Raw genomic sequence first — 18,076 nt, 5'->3', positions numbered from 1 at the left:
TCGACGACATCGACCAACTGAGGTGTAGTGACCGCTCCCACGCCGCCGAGGGTAGTCAAATATGTGCTCCCAGTTACACGCCGGGTCGATTTGTTACGTCACGGTCAGGTGACGAACACGCTCTGTGTATCAACGCCAGGTCGTGGGACAACCCGAATAGGTGAGCCACCTGACCACATCGTGACCGTGCGCTGAAATACCGGACACCGCCGAGTAGGTGGTTTCCAATGCCCATTGCGCGCGTTCCGCGGAGAGCAGGTTGTGCTGGACCGCGGAGATCAACTCGTCCGTGTCCAGAACAGTCACGCTGCGGCCCGTTCGGACTATCAGGTCGAGGTACAGGTCGGTCGTTTTCCAGACGCTGCCGATCGCGTTGATCTCCACGACGTCGACGTAGAAGTCGAAGTCGAGCTGGTGACCGGGGTGCCAGGACTGGCGCGTCACGCGGATGTTGAGCTTCGGCAGGAACCAGCTCTCGAAGTGGCTGATCTTCGGATGCCCCGCGAGCGGCCGGAACATGTAGAGGCCGGTCGGTGTGAGCCGGAACTCGTCGACCCTCCTCAGCTGCCCCTTGGGATCGGTGTTGCTCTTGGCGTCCAGGTCGAAGTACTCGATCTTCGGCGGATGGATGTGTGCCACGTCCGCGATACTGCCATCGTCGGGCGCCGCGGCCACTTAGGATGCCGCGCATGTTCGGGATCATCCGCCCCTGTCGCAACAGAATGGGCGCTGAGCTGCGGTCCGCGTGGCTCTCACACCTTTGTGGAATGTGCCTGTCGTTGCGCGACGAGCACGGTCATCTCTCGCGTCTCGTCACCAACTACGACGGGCTGATGATCTCGGCCGCGGTGGAGGCGCAGTCCAGCGTCTCGCGGCGGACCGCCGGGCCGTGTGCGTTGCGCGGCATGAAGTCCGCGGACGTGGCCATCGGCGACGGTGCGCGGCTGGCGGCCTCGGTGTCGCTCGTGCTCGCGTCGTTGAAGATCCAGGACCACGTGGACGACGGCGACGGCCTCGCGGGCCGCCTCGGGTGGGCGGGGCGCGTGGTCGCGCAGCGCTGGGCCTCCAAGGGCCTCGGAACGGCGTCCGACCTCGGGTTCGACGCGTCGGTGATGGTGGACGCGGTGCGGCGGCAGCCCGAGGTGGAGGCCGGGGCGGGGCTCGGCAGCTCGGTGCTCGTGGTCACCGAACCCACGGAGACCGCGACCGCGTTCGCCGTCGGGCAGACCGCGATCATCGCCGGCAGGCCCGGCAACGTGGAGCCGTTGCGCGAGGTGGGGCGGCTGTTCGGGCGGGTGGCGCACCTGATCGACGCCGTGGAGGACCTGGAGGAGGACCGCGCTTCCGGCGCGTGGAACCCGCTGCTCGCCACCGGGACGTCCGTCGAGGAGGCGCACCGGCTGTGCCTGGACGCGGTCGCGGGGATCAGGCTGGCGCTCGGCGACGTGGAGTTCACCGACGCGCGGCTCGTGCACAAGCTGCTGGTGCACGAGCTGGAAGAGTCGATCATCCGGGTGTTCGGCAAGCGCAAGAGGCACCAGTACCCACCGGGCAAGCCCCGCTGGTCGGATCCCGGCAGCGGGTTGTGGTCGTACCCCAGGCTCAACTGGCAGCGGCAGCCGCGCGGGTGCTTCGAGGGCTGCGGCGCGTTCCTCTACATGTGCGGGACCTGCCAGTTCTGCTGCCGCGACCCGTTCCCCGGGCCGTGGAGCGACAAGCGGCGTGACGGCTGCGACCCCGGCCCCGACTGCGGCCCGAACTGTGACTGCGACTGCAACTGCTGCCCCTGCGACTGAGGTCTTCGAGGGGGTCTGACCAGGCACAATCGGAAATTGTCAGACCCCCGGCGTAACGTGCTTCCCGTGGCTTTCGCAACCGAGCTCCCGCCAGAGGAAAGCACCGTCAAGGCGCACTCCGAACACCGTCCCGTCGGCGACATCGAACGGACCGACGGGAAGTTCCGCGTGGTCAGCGAGTACCAGCCGGCGGGCGACCAGCCGGCGGCCATCGCCGACCTGGAACGCCGCGTCCGCGCCGGTGAGCGCGACGTGGTGCTGCTCGGCGCCACTGGTACCGGCAAGTCGGCGACCACGGCGTGGCTGGTCGAGAAGCTGCAGCGCCCCACCCTGGTGATGGCGCCGAACAAGACCCTGGCCGCCCAGCTGGCGAACGAGCTGAAGGAGCTCTTCCCGCACAACGCGGTGGAGTACTTCGTCAGCTACTACGACTACTACCAGCCCGAGGCGTACATCCCGCAGACGGACACGTACATCGAGAAGGACTCCTCGATCAACGAGGACGTCGAGCGCCTGCGCCACTCGGCCACGATGTCGCTGCTGACCCGGCGCGACGTCATCGTGGTCGCGTCGGTGTCGTGCATCTACGGCCTGGGCACGCCCCAGTCGTACCTCGACCGCTCGATCCCGCTGGAGACGGGTGTGGAGGTCGACCGCGACGCGTTCCTGCGCCTGCTGGTCGACGTCCAGTACACCCGCAACGACATGTCGTTCACCCGCGGCTCGTTCCGCGTGCGGGGCGACACGGTCGAGATCATCCCGTCCTACGAGGAGCTCGCCGTCCGCGTCGAGTTCTTCGGCGACGAGATCGACAAGCTCTACTACCTCCACCCGCTCACCGGCGACGTGGTGAAGGAGGTCTCCGAGCTCCGGATCTTCCCCGCGACGCACTACGTGGCGGGCCCGGAGCGCATGGAGCGCGCGATCCGCGACATCGAGGCCGAACTGGAGACGACGCTCGCGCAGATGGAGCGCCAGGGCAAGCTGCTCGAGGCCCAGCGCCTGCGCATGCGCACCCAGTACGACCTGGAGATGATGAAGCAGGTCGGCTTCTGCAACGGCATCGAGAACTACTCGCGCCACATCGACGGTCGCGGGCCGGGAACGGCGCCGGCGACGCTGCTCGACTACTTCCCGGACGACTTCCTGATGGTCATCGACGAGTCGCACGTGACGGTGCCGCAGATCGGCGGCATGTACGAGGGCGACGCGTCCCGCAAGCGCAACCTCGTGGAGCACGGCTTCCGGCTGCCCTCTGCGCTGGACAACCGCCCGCTGACCTGGGAGGAGTTCGCCGACCGGATCGGCCAGGTCGTGTACCTGTCGGCCACCCCGGGCCCGTACGAGATGGGGCAGACCGGCGGCGAGTTCGTCGAACAGGTCATCCGGCCCACCGGCCTGATCGACCCCGAGGTCGTCGTCAAGCCGACCGAGGGCCAGATCGACGACCTGGTGCACTCGATCCGCGAGCGGGCCGAACGCGACGAGCGGGTCCTGGTCACGACGCTGACCAAGAAGATGGCCGAGGACCTGACGGACTACCTGCTGGAACTGGGGATCCGGGTCCGGTACCTGCACTCCGAGGTCGACACCCTGCGCCGGGTGGAGTTGCTGCGTCAGCTCCGCCTCGGCGAGTACGACGTGCTGATCGGCATCAACCTGCTGCGGGAGGGACTCGACCTTCCCGAGGTGTCGCTGGTGGCGATCCTCGACGCCGACAAGGAGGGGTTCCTGCGTTCCGGGACCTCTCTGGTGCAGACGATCGGCCGTGCCGCTCGAAACGTGTCGGGTGAGGTCCACATGTACGCGGACCGGATCACCGACTCGATGCGGCACGCGATCGAGGAGACCAACCGGCGGCGTGAGAAGCAGGTCGCCTACAACACTGAACGTGGGATCGACCCGCAGCCGCTGCGGAAGAAGATCACCGACATCCTGGAGGCGGTGTACTCCGAGATCGAGGACGAGGTTCCGGTTGGTGGGTCCGGGCGGAACCAGTCCCGGGGGAAGCGGGCCGCCGGGGAGAGTGGTCGGTCTTCCGGGGTGGTGGCTTCGGCTGAGCGGGCCGGGATGGCTCGGTCCGAGTTGGCTGATCTGGTGCAGTCTTTGAGCGATCAGATGATGAACGCTGCCCGGGATCTGCAGTTCGAGTTGGCTGCTCGGTTGCGGGATGAGATTCAGGACTTGAAGAAGGAGCTGCGGGGGATGGACGCGGCTGGGGTCAAGTGATCCTGGACGCTCCGGTTTCGTAGGTGGTCTCCCTGGTTCGTTGGCGGCTGCCTGTTTGTTGTTCGTAGGTGGTCGGGCTGCGGGCGTCGTGTTGCTGTTGCGTGCGTTTGCTGAGAGCTCTGCCCTCAGGCTCCCGGCACTCCCAAAGGAGCCGTCCCACGCCGCGCGCGGGTAGATGGCACGCCTGTTGCTTTGGGCGGCGTGCCGTTGCGTTGGTGGTTGCGTTGGGTGGTGGCTCCCCCGTCCAGCGCACCGGAGTCGGCGCGGCAAAAGCTCAGGAGCGCTAGACGGGGGAGCCACCACCGCTCCCTTGAGGAATGACTGCTCGCCTGCGGCATCGCTTGGGCTGGGTGGCTCGCCTTCGGCATTGCGTGTCCAATGTGGATGCGTGTTGCGTGCGGTGGGTTAGATCGCCGTGTCGGTGCGTAATCCTGTGCGCTTGTAACGATTTGCGTGCTTCCCGTAAATCGCCCTCTGGGGTGAGATGTTGGCGGACTGCTTTCGTCAGGGCCGTGGGCCGCCATGATCTCGGGGTGGATGTGGACTCCCACCTTGCCGCGGTGGAGCAGGCGCTGATCGCTGTGCGGCGTAGTCAGTCTCGTCGGGCCTTGGCCGAGTTGGCTGTGCCTGCCTTCGACGTGCTCGATGTTGTGGAGACGGCTGAGCGGACTGGGGCTCAGGCCACGGTTTCCAGTGTTGCCTTGGCTTTGCACGTTGATCAGCCTCGGGCCAGCAAGCTCGTCACCAGTGCCGTTGAGGCCGGGTTGGTGGCCCGTGTCGCCGACAAGGCCGATGGGCGGCGGGTGTTGCTCGTGCGGACGCCTCGGGGGCGGGCCACGTCCGCTGAGCTGCATCGGGCCCGGCAGAGTGCTTGTGCTGTCGCCATGGCCGACTGGAGTGAGGAGGAGCGGGTGGTGTTCGCCCGGTTGCTCACTCGTTTCGTTGCTGTGTTCGGCGCGCGATAATTCTGTTGTGACACTGGATGAGTTGATCGTCTACTGCGCCGGCAAGCCTGGCGCCGAGGAGACGTATCCGTGGGGCGAGGCCGAGTTGGTGTGCAAGGTCGGTGGTAAGGCGTTCGCCTTCATCGGGCTTGACGCGCACACCGTCGGGTTGAAGTGCGGTGCCGACGCCGAGGCTGCCTCGGTGTGGCGAGAGCGCTTTCCCGGTGACGTCACGGTGAGCGGGTACGTCGGCCGGTACGGGTGGAACACCATCGCGCTCAAGGGGTCTGTGCCCGACGACGACCTGTTGGAGCTGGTCGACGGCTCCTACGAGGCCGTCGTCGCGCGGTTGCCCAAGGGGAGGCGGCCTGCCGTCTAGCGTTCTTCCGGCTGGAGGATGCCGAAGATGTTGTTCTCGGTGTCCTTGTAGTACGCGAGCAGGCCGACGCCGGGCATCTTGTCCTTGGGCAGGGCCACGGTGCCGCCGTTGACCTCGATGGCGGCGATGGTGACGTCGATGTCGGGCACGCTGATCGTCATGACGTAGCCGTGGACCGGTGCGTCCGGGGCCGGGTCCGGGCCCCGGCGGGGAAGCAGGCCGCCGTTCACGCCGGGCTGGTCGTCGTCGCCGGTCACGATGGTCCAGTAGGGGATGTCGCCCCACTGTTCGATCTTCCAGCCGAAGACCGAGGAGTAGAAGTTCCGCGCTCGCTCGGGATCTGCGGCGTGGATCTCGAAGTGCACAGGACGTGACATGAGAGGGCACGCTACTCCGGACAGTGGTTGTCCGCATTGGTCTCTACGGTGGCCGCATGGCAACGGAAATGCAGATCTCGTTCGACGCCGGCGACCCGCCCAAGCTCGCCGACTTCTGGGCGCAGGCGCTCGGTTACGTCCAGCAGCCGCCGCCTCCCGGCTTCGCCACGTGGGAGGAGTTCGCGGTGAAGAACAACATCCCGTTCGACTCGGCGGACGACTACGCGGCGATCATCGACCCGGACGGCAAGGGGCCGCGGTTCCTGTTCCAGCGGGTGCCCGAGGGCAAGACCGCGAAGAACCGCGTCCACCTCGACATCCGGCCGGGTCTCGACGCAGTGGCCCGCCTGGTTTCGCTGGGCGCCACGCGGGTGCGTGAGCACAACGACCAGACGGGCCACTGGGTCGTGATGCTCGACCCGGAAGGCAACGAGTTCTGCGTGAGCTAGCTCGTGATGTCCTTCGTCTTGAACTGCCGTGCCGCGAGCAGCGTGAAGATGCCGCCGTAGGCGAGCGCGGAGAACGTGCCGCGTGCCATCTCCGACCAGTCGATGTCGGTCGAGAGCAGGTCGGCCCACGCCATCGCGTAGTGCGTCGGCAGGTAGTTGCGCAGGTCCCCGAGCGGCTCGATCTGGTCGAGGATCTGCGACACGATCGAGACGAGCACCGTGCCGCCGACGGCGCCGAGAGGCGCGTCGGTGGACACGGACAGGAACATCGCGAGGCCCGCGACCCAGAACAGGTTGATCGAGATGTAGATGACGGCAAACGCCATGGCGAGCACGCCGTCGCCGAACGGGGCCGCCTCGCCGGTCGGGCTCACCACCTCGCCCGTGCCGTACCAGGCGACGCCGACTCCCAGTGCCACCGCGGGGAGCAGGGCGAGGGCGAAGACGCTGAGGATGCCGCTGCTGATCGCCTTCTGTCGCAGCAGGCGGTGCCTCGGGATCGGTGCGGCGAGCAGGTACTTGAGGCTCGACCACGACGCTTCGGACGCGATCGTGTCACCGAAGAACAGCGCCACGATCATCGGCAGCAGGAAGCTGCTGCTCACGAACAGCGTGAGCACCACGAAGTTGATGCCGCTGGCGGTCGCGAGGTCCACGAAGCCGCCGGAGCGGCGGTTCGGGTCGGACTGCCCGATCTCGAAGCTCGCCGCGAGGATGAACGGCAGCAGCACCAGGAACCCCAGCACGAGCTGGGTCCTGCGGCGGCGGATCTGCCGTTGCAGCTCCACGTGGATGCGGAGGGTGCGGCGCGCCTTGTAGCCGACCGAGGAGCCGTCCGGAGCCACCTTGGTGTGCTGCTGGGCGGCTGCGTCGGTGAGGTCTTTGAGCGCGCCCGGATCGGTGTGGACGCTGTTCTCGTTCATCGGTCCACCTCCTGCGGGACTGGTGCCTTCGTGCGGTTCGGGTTCGCGGTCCGCACGGGGGCGAACGCGGGCGTCGCCGCGATCTCGTCCGCCACGTCGAGGCCGGCCTCGGCCAGCACCTCGACGGCGGCGGGGTTCGGGGCGTCCGCCGTGGCGGACGCCGCTGCCATCAGGAAGTCATTCACCGACCAGCTCCAAGAACGCGTCTTCCAGCCTGCGTCGCGGGCCCGCCTGGTCCACCGCCACGCCGGCTGCCACGAGGGCAGACAGGGCGGCGGCGCGCGGGACGCCGTTCATCGACGCGTGCACGGCACCCTCGTCCTCGTGCACGTCGTGCACGCCTTCGAGGCTCCGCAGGACATCGGCTGCCTTCGAGGGGGAGTCGACGCGGAACGTCGCCTCGCCGCCTCCCGCCGCGATGTCGGCCACTTCGCCGGCGGCGACGAGCTGGCCCTTGTGCATCACGACCACGTGCGAACAGGTCTGCTCGACCTCGGCCAGCAGGTGCGAGGACACGACCACCGTGCGGCCCGCCGCCGCGTACCGGCGCAGGACCTCGCGCATCTGGTGGATCTGGGGCGGGTCGAGCCCGTTGGCCGGCTCGTCCAGGATCAGCAGGTCCGGGAGGCCGAGCATCGCCTGGGCGATCGCCAGCCGCTGGCGCATGCCCTGGCTGTACGTGCGCACGCGGCGGTGCACCGCCTTGCCGAGGCCCGCGATCTCCAGCGCCTCCTCGACGTGCGCCTCGTCCAGCGGCCTGCCCGTCGCCGCCCAGTACAGGCGCAGGTTCGCGGCGCCGGAGAGGTGCGGCAGGAAGCCGGAGCCCTCGACGAACGAACCGATGCGCGACAGCACCGGAGCGCCCGGCGTGACCTTGTGGCCGAAGACCCGGATGTGGCCCTCGGACGGGTGAATCAGGCCCATCACCATGCGCAGCGTCGTGGTCTTGCCGGCGCCGTTGGGACCGAGCAGGCCGAGGACCATGCCGTGCTCGACCCGGAACGACAGGTCCTTCACGGCGGTCACGCCGCCGGGGTAGGCCTTCGTCAGGTTCGAGATGACCAGCGGCACCTCGGCGAGGTCGGGATCGGAGTCCTGCGCCATGCGGCGGCGGAACATCGCGACGATGCCGGAGCCGATCAGCACGAGCAGCGCGATCGCGATGCCCCACAGTGCTCCCGTGGGGAAGCCCTCGGTGACGTTGCGGCCGGGCACCACGGGCACGGAGATCTCGTCGGAGGCCAGCGAGATCCGGTACGCGGCGGGCTGCTCGGCGTTCGCGAACGCCTGGTCCGTCGTCGACACCACGAGAGCCAGCTTGTGCTCGCTCTCGACGGGGCGGACGGTGCCGGGCAGCGTCACGGTCACCTCGGCGGCGGAACCGTCCGGCGGCAGCGCCACGCGGAACGGCGCGACGATCGAGCCGGGCAGCGTGCGGGTGCCGTCCGCGGAGACGTCGTAGAGCTTCGCGAACAGGATCGCTTCGCCGGAGCTCTGGTCACCGCGCGCGACGCGCAGCTTCACCGTGGACGAACCGGTCAGCAGCACCTGCGAGTCCAGGGCGTCCGAGGTGAACACCGCGGCCTGGCCCGGCATGTCGAGCGACAGCCGCGACGAGATCGCCGACGACCGCGAGAGCGCCGAACCCAGGCCCGGCAGGTTGCTGATCGACGCCGGGTTGCCGCCCGCCGGGTTCACCACGACCTGCTCGCGTCCGCTGAGCTTCAGCGTCTTGCGCTCGGTCGAGGAGCCCTGGGCGAGACCGGGGTAAGACGGCGCCACGACCGTGCGCAGCGACGGCTGGCCGGACGAGCGGAACGCGCCCTGCACCGTGTACTCGAAGCCCGTGCCGGGATCGGCGCCCTTGCCGCGCAGGTGGAAGTCCATCCAGTCGGCGATCTCGCCGCGCAGCGCGGTACCGGGGTTGCCGCCGTCGTGGCCGCCCGCGTACCAGACCATCTTGACCTGGGCGCCGGCCGCGGCGATCTGACGCGCGGTGGCGTCGGACTGGTCGAGACCGAACAGGGTGTCCTGCTCGCCCTGCACCAGCATCGTCGGCTGCTTGATCTGGTCGGTCACGGCGACGGGGGACGACTTGCGCAGCAGGTCGAGCGTCTGCTGTGAGGCACGGCCCTTCGTCGCGACCTCGGTGTAGGCGGCGCAGACCTCGGGCGTGAAGCGGCCGCACGCGCCCAGTGACGGCGTGGGCGGCTGCTGGCCCTGGGCGCCTGAGCTGCCCCCGGGCTGCTGCTGAGGTGCCTGCACGGAGTTCTGGCTCGGCTCCCGCTGGCCCTGCTCGGGCGCGTCACCCGTGGGCGACGAGAGGTCGATCGACGTCATGCCCGCGGAGAAGAAGATGCCCGCCCACGAACGCTTGAAGACGCCGTCCTCACCGAACGCCGTGGCGGACGGGGTGGCGTCCGCGCGCGGAGTCGCCAGCGCCGAGTTCGGCAGCAGCGCCTGCGCGAGGTCGTTGTAGGTGATGACGGGGACGAGTGTGTCGACGCGCTTGTCGACGCCCGCGAGCAGCAGTGACAGCGCACCGCCGTACGACGCGCCTGTCACGCCCACGCGGGGGTCGCCGCCGCTGTCCTTCTCCACCTCGTCACGTGTGCCGAGGAAGTCGAGGAGCTTCTGCGCGTCGCGGACCTCGCGGTCGATGGAGTTCAGCGCGATCTGGCCCGTGCTGCGGCCGAAACCACGTGCGGACCACGTCAGAACGACGAATCCGCGTCGCGCGAACTCCTCGGCCTGCGTGTGCACGCTGCGCAAACTGCCGCCGAAGCCGTGCGCGAGCATGATCGCGGGCGCGGGCGTCTGCTGGGGGAGGTAGAGGCGCGTCTCGATCGTCACCGTCTGAGCGCTGTCAGCGCTCTCAGGTGCGTCGATGTTCGCTTCTTTGAAGGAAACGGCTACGGGGTCGTCTCCGGATCGAGTGAAGTACACGCCACCTGCGACGAGGGCCAGTACCACGATCAATGCGGGGATCGTCCACCTGCCGCGAAGGCGGGAGAGGCGGGACACGTCGATGACGATATGCGAGTTTTGCTGAGAACGTCCTGTCGGGATCCGCCCGCGGTCTCAGCATCAGTGGATCTTCAGCAGGCCTTCAGGTAGTGGTCGGTTCAACCCGAACGACACGCTGCGTATTCCCATCGCACCTGGTTGCGTGGGTCTGCTCACCCTGTGTGGCGCTAACCGCTCTTCGTAGAGCACAATATTGACGCAGCATGGAGGGGAGTACTCCCTAAGCAGCGGTGTCGTCAGTACGGAGCTCGGCGTGGAGCTCCCGGTGCCGTTGGTCGTTCGAGAGCTCGTCTCGGCGGCGGAGGAGACCTCCGGGTTTATCTGGCATGCGCTGAGAATCCCGGAGGTTGGGTTGTGAACGTCCCCGCATGGATGTGGATCGCGACGATCGGTGGTCTGCTCGTTCTGCTGGCCGTGGACCTGGTGATCGTCGATCGAAAGCCCCATGAGGTGACGATCGGTGAGGCCGCCCGCTGGGTGATCTTCTACGTGGCGATGGCCGCCGTCTTCGGTCTCGGCATCTGGTACTTCTCGGGTGGTCAGTACGCCACGGAGTTCTTCGCCGGGTACATCACCGAGTACTCGCTGAGCGTCGACAACCTCTTCATCTTCTTGATCATCATGACGACGTTCAAGGTGCCCGCGATCCACCAGCACAAGGTGCTGCTGATCGGCATCCTGCTCGCCCTCGTCATGCGCGGCATCTTCATCGCGGCCGGCGCGGCGCTCATCGCCAAGTTCAGCTGGGTCTTCTTCATCTTCGGCGCGTTCCTCATCTACACCGGCTGGCAGCTGGCACGGGAGAACCACGACGAGGAAGAGGAGTACAAGGAGAACCTGATGCTGCGCATGGTGCGCAAGGTTTTCCCGGTGACCAACGACTTCCACGGCTCCAAGTCGTTCATCAAGATCGACGGCAAGCGCTTCGTGACCCCGATGTTCATCGTGATGGTCGCGATCGGCTCCACCGACCTGCTCTTCGCGCTCGACTCGATCCCCGCGATCTTCGGCCTCACCAAGGAGCCGTTCCTGGTGTTCACGGCCAACGCGTTCGCGCTGATGGGCCTGCGCCAGCTGTACTTCCTGCTCGGCGGCCTGCTCGCGAAGCTCGTCTACCTGTCGATCGGCCTGTCGGTGATCCTCGGCTTCATCGGCGTCAAGCTGATCCTGGAAGCCCTGCACACCAACACCCTGCCGTTCCTCAACGGCGGCGAGCCCTTCCACGTGCCGACGATCGGCATCGAGGTCTCCCTGTCGGTGATCATCGGCGTGCTGGCGATCACGACGATCGCCAGCCTGCTGAAGGTGCGCCGCGACCCGGACTCCGCGAAGCACATCGGCGCCGACGCAAACCACTAGTCAGATCAGGGAAACGCCGTTCTGGTAGACGGCGCGGATGGCCTGCTTCAGGGTTCCGGCCTTCACGTGCTGTTCGGCGTCACCCTCCACGAGAACGAGATCGGCGAGCTTGCCCGGGGCGAGCTCGCCGAGTTCGTTTCCGAGGCGCATGAGCTCTGCGGCGGACGTGGTGGTCGCGTAGAGCGCCTCGGCCGGGGTCATGCCGTACTCGACCATCAGCGTCAGCTCGTTGAGGTTGTCGCCGTGCGGCCCGACGCCGGAGTCGGTGCCCATCGCGATCTTCACGCCCGCCTGGTACGCCTTCTGGAACGACTGGAAGTGTTGCGAGACAACGGCGTTGGCCTTGTCGAGGATGACGTCCGAGATCGCCATGCCGGCGGCGGCCTGGTCGAGCACCATGCGCGGTGCCATCAGCGTCGGCACGAGCCACGTGCCGTTCTTGAGCATCTCCTCGACGCCCTCGTCGGTGAGGAACACGCCGTGCTCGATGGAGCGGACGCCGTTGCGCACGGCCGTGAGGATGCCGTCGCCGCTCATGGCGTGCGACATCACCGCGATGCCCGCGGCGTTGGCCTCCTGCACGATCATCGCGATCTCCTCGTCGCGGAAGTGCGCGTGCCTGGGGTTGCTGCGCGGCGACATCACGCCGCCGCTCGACGCGATCTTGATGATGTCGGCGCCGTGGCGGACCAGCGTGCGGATGACCTTGCGCAGCTCCTCGGGACCGTCGGCGACGGTGTCCGGCAGGCCGGGGTGCAGCGGCGGGGAGATGTGGGCGCCGCACTGCATCCAGTCGTCGTTGTGGCCGCCGGTCTGCGAGACCATGTTGACCGCGATCTGCATGCGCGGGCCCTGGATCAGGCCGCGCCGGACCGCCTCCGCGACACCGAGGTCGGCACCGAGCGCGTCGCGGACCGTCGTGATGCCGCACTGCAGCGTCGCTTTCATGTTGCCGATCGCCTCGTAGAACGGCAGGGAGAACGGCGTGTTCAGCGACCGCACCAGGTCGGCGCCGCTGAACATGAAGTGCACGTGGCAGTCGAACAGTCCCGGCAGGATCGTGTGGCCGGTCGCGTCGACCAAGGTGTCGCCGTCGAGCCCGATGCCCACGTCGACGATGCGGTCGTTCTCGACCACCACGTCGCCGGGCTCGGTCGCCCGGCCGGTGAAGACCCTGCCCCCAGAGAACACGATGCGCGTCATACGCGGGAATCTATGCGCTGAGTCAATTTTTGTGATCGGTCAACAAATAACTCTGAGCGTTGCTAACAAGTTCTGTTAGCGTCCACGCCGTGCGCCCTGAAGACCTGCAGCTGCTCACCACGCCCGGCACCGTCGCCGTGTCCGGAGACCTGGTGCTGGTCAGCATCACCACGCCCGACCTCGACAAGAACACCTACCGGGGCGGTCTGCACCGGGTGTTCCCGGATGGCACGACAACACCGTGGACGCACGGTGATCGTGACAATGCGCAGCGCATTTCTCCCGACGGCAAGCTGGTCGCGTTCTTGCGCGTCAGCGGAAAGTCGAAGCCGCAGCTCTACGTCGTTCCGGTGGACGGCGGCGAGCCGCGCCGGCTGACAGATCTGCCGCTGGGCGCCGGTGCCCCGGTGTGGTCACCGGACTCGTCGCGACTCGTCTTCGTGGCCCGCGTGCCCGAAGCCGGCCGCTACGGGACCACGGACGACGGCCCCGAGTCCGAGCCGCCGCGCCGCATCACGCGCCTGGACTACCGCGTCGACGACGTCGGCTTCCTCGCCGACCGCCGCCCGCGCCTGCACGTCGTCGACCTGGACGGAGCCGTCTCCGAGGTCACCGACGGTGCGCACGACGTCTCCGACCCGGCCTGGCTCGACGACTCGACGCTGGTGTTCGTCGCCCCGCGCGACCTGGGCGTCTCCGAGACCCTGCACTCCGACCTGTACACGGTCCCCGCCGCAGGCGGCGAGGTCTCGCTGCTGGTGCGCGGCGCCGGTGAGGTCTCGATGCCGTTCGTGGCCAACGGGTCGCTCTACTGGCTGGGCACCGAGTTCACCGGGATCGACGCCGTGGCGCGCAACCACGGCCTGTGGAAGTCGCCGGTGGACGGTTCCGCTCCCGTCCGGCTCACCGACGTCGAAACCGTCGACGTGGAACGGTTTTCGGGCCAGCCCGTGGCCGACTCGTCGGGCGTGCTCCTGGTCGTGCGCAACCGCGGCGCGTTGGAGCTGCAGCGAATCCCCTTCGAGGGCGGGCCCGGCGAGGTGCTCGCGGGTTCCTCGGCAGCCGTCCGTTCGTTCGCGACCGACGGGTCCACTGTGGTCGCGGTCGTGTCCACTCCGGACGATGTCGGTCAGGTCGAGTTCGTCGGAACCGGTGTGCGCACGGCGTTCTCGTCGGTCTCCGCGCGCCGGGTCGTGGAGCTCTCCGGCTCCGCCTCCGACGGCTACCCGGTGCACGGCTGGCTCGTGCTGCCCGAAGGCGACGGTCCGCACCCGGTCGTCATGGCCGTGCACGGCGGCCCGTTCATGTACCACAGCTGGGGTTTCTTCGACGAGGCCCAGGTCTACGCGACCGCGGGCTACGCCGTCGTGCTGCCGAACCCGCGCGGCTCGGCGGGCTACGGCCAGGCCCACGGCCAGGCGGTGGTCGGCAGGTTCGGCACGGTAGACGTGGACGACGTCCTGTCCCTTTTGGACGTAGCGCTCGCGCGCGAGGACTGCGACGCCGACCGCGTCGGCGTGATGGGCGGCTCCTACGGCGGCTTCATGACGTCGTGGCTGTCCGCACACCACGGCGAACGCTTCAAGGCGGCCTGGAGCGAGCGGGCCGTGAACGCCTGGGACTCGTTCGGCGGTTCCTCGGACATCGGCTACTTCTTCGCCGACGCCTACTGCGGCACCGATCCCGAGGCGCAGCGCGCGATGTCGCCGCTGACCTACGCCGAGAAGATCAACCTGCCGTTCGCCGTCGTCCACTCCGAGCACGACTGGCGCTGCCCGCTGGAACAGGCGCAGCGCATGTTCGTGGCGTTGAAGCGGCGCGGTGTCGAGACGGAGATGCTGATCTTCCCAGGTGAGGGGCACGAGCTGACCCGGTCCGGGCAGCCGAGGCACCGCAAGCAGCGGTTCGACGCGGTGCTGGAGTGGTGGGACCGCTACCTCAAGGCCTGACGCGTTCGGAACAGCCAGCCGACCGGTGATTCCCGCACCGCGTCCGCCTTCAGCCACACGCGGACGCGGCGCGGGATCAGCTTGATCGAGCGAAGCTTGTCCTCCAGTTCGGTGAACCGGTCGCCGACGTGGGCGCGGAAGCGGTGGAACTCTTCGGGGAACGTCTCGCGCAGTTCGAGGATCTTCTCAACCGGCACGTCCGCGAGGACTTCCGGCACGACTGTCTGCACCGCTGCGGTGACGAACGCCTGGGCGTGTCTCGCGGCCGTGCTGGAGTGGTGGGGACCGCTACCTCAAGGCCTGAAGGCCTTGAACGGGGCCAGAAGTTCCTGCGCGGGCGGGGAATCGGCGTCGAACGCCACGAGGTGTTGCCGCCTCCCCCGCCTCCCGCGCGTCCACCCAGAAGCACCCGAATCAGAACTTCGGATCGAACAGCACCTCGCCTGCGGCGGCGTGCGCCCAGACCGTGTAGCCGGGGTTGAAGCACCGCATCGGTTCGCCGGTTGCAGCGGCTGCAGCAGAGCCGGTCGACCGCTCAGCCAGGCTCCCCCCGCGCGCTTCCTCCTGTCGCAACGCGCGAACCCCCGATCTGGTTCCCGCTCTGTCCACAGGCTAGTCCAGAACGGATCGCCGCAGGTCAGTGAGCTGCCTGCCTGTGGATAACTCGCGATCACCCCAGCAGCGTGTAGTTGAGTTCCTCGCACACGCGCGCCAACGGCAGGTCCAGTCCCGGATGGTCCAGCGGCAGCAACACGTCCGGCGCCGCCGGCAGCCCGGAAGCCCCGGGCGGGTCCCAAAGGCAGATCGCCGGGTCACCGGAGTCCATCGACGACCGGTACCAGAGCCCGTCCAGTTCCGGATAGGCCGCCCGGATCGCCCGCGACCACGCCTGCGTCACCAGCTTCGGCCCGGTGGAGATCTCCTGCGAGGCGCCGACGCGCGTGGGCCACAGCCCGCCCAGGTCCAGCAGCCTCAAGGTGCGACGAGGCCGGAGCACCACCAGGAACGGCGAGCGGGTGCGGCGGTCCACGATCGACGTGGCCTGGAAGACCTCGGCGATCGACGTGCGGACGGACAGGCCGAAGTACAGGACGCCGTTCTCGTGGTCCTGGACCGGGCTGCCGTCGTCTGCCGGTTGTTGCGCGTCGAAGCGTGCGTGGGGGAGTGGGCCCGTGTAGCGGAACGTGTTCCAGCGCTGGGGGTGGGAGCCCTTCGCGGTGAAGACGCGGACCAGGCGGGTCGCCCGGTGCACCGCCACCACGTCCTCGGTGCGGCGCAGGTGCGCTTGGAGCACGGCAGGGGCAGGCGGCTGCGGAAGCCGTGACATTCGGGTCCTGTCGGGTGTTCGGGAACGCTCAGGCAGGTGTGCCGAGCGTGGAGGCCAGGGTGGCGACTCGGCGCGGGTCCCCTCCGGCGAGGAGCCAGTCGCGCGGGGTCGCGGGCTTGCCGTCCACGAGCAGGTCCTCCTGGAGAGTGGTCATGAACGCGGCGACGACGAGTGCCGGTTGGTCCGGCGGGATGTCCGCCAGGACGGTTTCGAGGCCCGGCAGCACGCCGGTGCCCGCGAACTGCCACGCGGGCAGGCGCCAGCTGCCCCTGTCCTTCCAGCCCACCAGCCTGCCGACGCCGAGGCGGTGCCGGATGCGGCTGGTGTCCACCTGGAGCTGGCGCGCGGCCTCGTTCACGGTCAGCGCCGAGTCGCGCAGCACCGCGTGGGCCACGACCGTGCGGGTGCGTGGCTTGGCGTCGGCAGGACCGGCGGGCGAGAGGTCGAGGCCCACGTCGGTCAGCGCCGCCTGCTGGTCTGGCGTGAAGTAGGTGGCCGGTTCCGGGTGCGGTGGGGCGAGCCTCCGTGCCGCGTCGGCCACCAGGGCCAGGAACTCGTCGGGGCTCACCTGCAGGCCGGCCTTGGCCAGCACCGTCTCCAAGGCTGGACTCATGCGCACAGAATAGCCCGTGCGTGCGCATCTGTGCGCCCTACGAACGGTCTAAGCAGGAACGATCGACGTTGTGCGCTCACGCGACGACGCTACGTGAGAATTCCCGGTCCGGACCGGTGACGTGGGCCTCATGTGGCACATCGATACCATTCCCCGATGCAGCTCGACCGCACCGCCAAGCGGGTCGTGGTGGCGTGGTCCGCCGTCATGGTCGCCACAGTCACCTACGTCATGCTCCGCCCACCGGGGTGGTCGCTCGACCTGCGCGTCTACCGCAACGGCGGCGCGGCGTTCCTCAAGGACATCCCCCTCTACGCCGAGGGCTTCGCCAAACCGCTCGGCGGGCCCGACCTGCCGTTCACGTACCCGCCGATCGCCGCCGTGCTGTTCAGCCTGCTGGCGCTCGTGCCGCTCGGCGTCGCGATCTTCGCGGTGGCGGTGGCGAACCTCGCGATGCTCACGGGACTGTGCCTGATCGCGGCGGGACGAGTGGTCGGCTGGGGCCCGGACGCGGTGAAGTGGGGGCTGGGCGCGGCGGCGGTGTCGTCGATCTTCGACCCGCTGCGCGAGACGCTGTGGTTCGGGCAGATCAACCTGCTGCTGGGCCTGCTGGTGATGGCCGACTGCCTGCTCGAACGCACGCGCTGGTGGCCTCGGGGCGCGTTGATCGGGCTGGCCGCCGCGATCAAGCTGACGCCGGCGTTCTTCGCGTTGTTCTTCGTGGCGCGCAGGCAGTGGAAGCCCGTGTTCGTGTCCATCGGGTCGTTCTTCTTCTTCGTCCTGGTGGGGTTCCTCGTCTCGTTCGGCGACGCCAAGGAGTACTGGACGCACGCGCTGCTCGATCCAGGCCGCGTCGGTCGCCTCACCTACGCGTCGAACCAGGCCGTCCGCGGCACGCTCGCGCGCTTCGGCCTGGAGAACGGTGCTCAGGTCGGCGTGTGGCTCGTGCTGGCGCTGCTGGTCGTGGCCGCGGTGTGGTGGCTGGCCTCGCAGCTCGGGGAGATCGAGGCGTTCTTCGTCGTGGCGATCGGCGGCCTGCTGATCTCGCCCGTGTCGTGGGGCCACCACTGGGTGTGGATCGCGCCCGCGCTCGTGCTGCTCTCACGGCCTGCGCTGCGCCGTCACTGGGCGTCGTGGGCGATCGTGGCGGTGTTCGCCATCGGGCCGCACTGGCTGTTCCCGCGCGACAACGACGTCGAGCGGGACTGGTCGTGGTGGCAGCAGGTGATCGGCAACCTTTACGTGTTCGTCGGGGTCGCCGTGCTGGTCACGCTCGCGGTACGCGTGGTGCGAGACCGCCGTCGAGCTGCTTCAACCGCAGGCTGAACAGCACCAGCACCACACCCCACAGGATCGCGAACACGCCGATGGTGATCACGAACGCCAGCGCGCCCGCGGCCGGGTTCACGAGCAGGATGACGCCGAGCAGCACCGTCAGCGCGCCGGTGACGACGTAGAACCACTCGTTCGTCATCACCTTGCGCAGGCGGATCTCTAGAGT

General features: G+C 68.3%; 17 protein-coding genes and 1 pseudogene. 8 read left to right on the top strand and 10 right to left on the bottom strand.

All coding sequences use genetic code 11. The annotated features are described in order from the left end of the window. Positions 1-129: 129 nt before the first annotated feature. Entirely contained in the window at positions 130-639 is a 510-nt protein-coding gene (locus SK571_RS00655; protein WP_319982057.1) for a DUF402 domain-containing protein, read from the bottom strand. 50 nt (positions 640-689) lie between these two features. On the opposite strand from SK571_RS00655, the gene SK571_RS00650 reads away from it, so the two are divergent. The 4 genes from SK571_RS00650 (at position 690) to SK571_RS00635 (ending at position 5,348) form a co-directional block, all read left to right on the top strand. Next, the gene (locus SK571_RS00650; protein ID WP_319982056.1) at positions 690-1,796 is read left to right on the top strand and encodes a DUF5685 family protein; all 1,107 of its coding nucleotides are present in this window, start codon (positions 690-692) and stop codon (positions 1,794-1,796) included. Positions 1,797-1,862: 66 nt separating this feature from the next. After that, entirely contained in the window at positions 1,863-4,025 is a 2,163-nt protein-coding gene (uvrB, locus tag SK571_RS00645; RefSeq protein ID WP_319982055.1) for an excinuclease ABC subunit UvrB, read from the top strand. Positions 4,026-4,558: 533 nt separating this feature from the next. Beyond that, entirely contained in the window at positions 4,559-4,990 is a 432-nt protein-coding gene (locus tag SK571_RS00640; RefSeq protein ID WP_319982054.1) for a MarR family winged helix-turn-helix transcriptional regulator, read from the top strand. Between the two features lie 7 nt (positions 4,991-4,997). Then, positions 4,998-5,348: an MmcQ/YjbR family DNA-binding protein gene (locus SK571_RS00635; protein ID WP_319982053.1), complete on the top strand. Its 351-nt coding sequence runs from the start codon at positions 4,998-5,000 to the stop codon at positions 5,346-5,348. Here SK571_RS00635 and SK571_RS00630 read toward each other — a convergent pair. Next, complete coding sequence (locus tag SK571_RS00630) at positions 5,345-5,725, bottom strand: VOC family protein (RefSeq protein WP_266041770.1); 381 nt, start codon at positions 5,723-5,725, stop codon at positions 5,345-5,347. The genes SK571_RS00635 and SK571_RS00630 overlap by 4 nt on opposite strands. A 56-nt stretch (positions 5,726-5,781) precedes the next feature. Here SK571_RS00630 and SK571_RS00625 point away from each other — a divergent pair, with 56 nt between their 5' ends. Continuing rightward, positions 5,782-6,174, top strand: a complete 393-nt coding sequence (locus tag SK571_RS00625; protein ID WP_319982052.1) for a VOC family protein — start codon at positions 5,782-5,784, stop codon at positions 6,172-6,174. On the opposite strand, the gene SK571_RS00620 is transcribed toward SK571_RS00625, so the two are convergent. The 3 genes from SK571_RS00620 to SK571_RS00610 are packed head-to-tail and all read right to left on the bottom strand — an operon-like array spanning position 6,171 to position 10,121. Continuing rightward, positions 6,171-7,097, bottom strand: a complete 927-nt coding sequence (locus SK571_RS00620; RefSeq protein ID WP_319982051.1) for an ABC transporter permease — start codon at positions 7,095-7,097, stop codon at positions 6,171-6,173. The genes SK571_RS00625 and SK571_RS00620 overlap by 4 nt on opposite strands. Further along, positions 7,094-7,282 (bottom strand): hypothetical protein, encoded by a 189-nt coding sequence (locus SK571_RS00615; protein WP_319982050.1) that lies wholly within the window; start codon positions 7,280-7,282, stop codon positions 7,094-7,096. Before SK571_RS00615 ends, SK571_RS00620 begins: the two co-directional genes overlap by 4 nt. Beyond that, positions 7,275-10,121, bottom strand: a complete 2,847-nt coding sequence (locus tag SK571_RS00610) for an alpha/beta fold hydrolase (protein ID WP_319982049.1) — start codon at positions 10,119-10,121, stop codon at positions 7,275-7,277. Before SK571_RS00610 ends, SK571_RS00615 begins: the two co-directional genes overlap by 8 nt. Before the next feature lie 357 nt (positions 10,122-10,478). Between SK571_RS00610 and SK571_RS00605 the strand changes: the two genes are divergently transcribed. Then, a complete protein-coding gene (locus SK571_RS00605; protein WP_319982048.1) occupies positions 10,479-11,483 on the top strand; it encodes a TerC family protein in 1,005 nt (334 codons plus the stop codon). Here SK571_RS00605 and SK571_RS00600 read toward each other — a convergent pair whose 3' ends face one another. Then, positions 11,484-12,686 carry a metal-dependent hydrolase family protein gene (locus SK571_RS00600; protein ID WP_319982047.1) on the bottom strand — a complete coding sequence of 401 codons (1,203 nt, stop codon included), beginning with the start codon at positions 12,684-12,686 and terminating at the stop codon, positions 11,484-11,486. An 89-nt stretch (positions 12,687-12,775) separates the two neighbouring features. On the opposite strand from SK571_RS00600, the gene SK571_RS00595 reads away from it, so the two are divergent. Next, positions 12,776-14,635, top strand: coding sequence for a S9 family peptidase (locus SK571_RS00595; protein WP_319982046.1), 1,860 nt, complete (start codon positions 12,776-12,778; stop codon positions 14,633-14,635). On the opposite strand, the pseudogene SK571_RS00590 reads toward SK571_RS00595, so the two are convergent. The 3 genes and pseudogenes from SK571_RS00590 to SK571_RS00580 form a co-directional block, all read right to left on the bottom strand. Beyond that, a pseudogene (locus SK571_RS00590) lies at positions 14,620-14,880 on the bottom strand (DUF6236 family protein); the annotation flags it as partial. The gene SK571_RS00595 and the pseudogene SK571_RS00590 overlap by 16 nt on opposite strands. A gap of 425 nt (positions 14,881-15,305) precedes the next feature. After that, positions 15,306-15,962, bottom strand: coding sequence for an RES family NAD+ phosphorylase (locus tag SK571_RS00585; protein WP_030466547.1), 657 nt, complete (start codon positions 15,960-15,962; stop codon positions 15,306-15,308). Between the two features lie 28 nt (positions 15,963-15,990). Then, the gene (locus tag SK571_RS00580) at positions 15,991-16,575 is read right to left on the bottom strand and encodes a DNA-binding protein (protein ID WP_319982045.1); all 585 of its coding nucleotides are present in this window, start codon (positions 16,573-16,575) and stop codon (positions 15,991-15,993) included. A gap of 156 nt (positions 16,576-16,731) precedes the next feature. Between SK571_RS00580 and SK571_RS00575 the strand changes: the two genes are divergently transcribed. Continuing rightward, a complete protein-coding gene (locus SK571_RS00575; protein ID WP_319982044.1) occupies positions 16,732-17,901 on the top strand; it encodes a glycosyltransferase 87 family protein in 1,170 nt (389 codons plus the stop codon). Here SK571_RS00575 and SK571_RS00570 read toward each other — a convergent pair. Beyond that, positions 17,843-18,049 carry a DUF308 domain-containing protein gene (locus SK571_RS00570; RefSeq protein ID WP_319982043.1) on the bottom strand — a complete coding sequence of 69 codons (207 nt, stop codon included), beginning with the start codon at positions 18,047-18,049 and terminating at the stop codon, positions 17,843-17,845. The genes SK571_RS00575 and SK571_RS00570 overlap by 59 nt on opposite strands. Between the last annotated feature and the right edge of the window lie 27 nt (positions 18,050-18,076).

This window comes from Lentzea kristufekii, from assembly GCF_033949925.1.
Classification (GTDB): Bacteria; Actinomycetota; Actinomycetes; order Mycobacteriales; family Pseudonocardiaceae; genus Lentzea; species Lentzea kristufekii.
The sequence above is the reverse complement of the archived record's forward strand: the minus strand, read 5'-3'. Positions and strand labels throughout refer to the sequence as shown.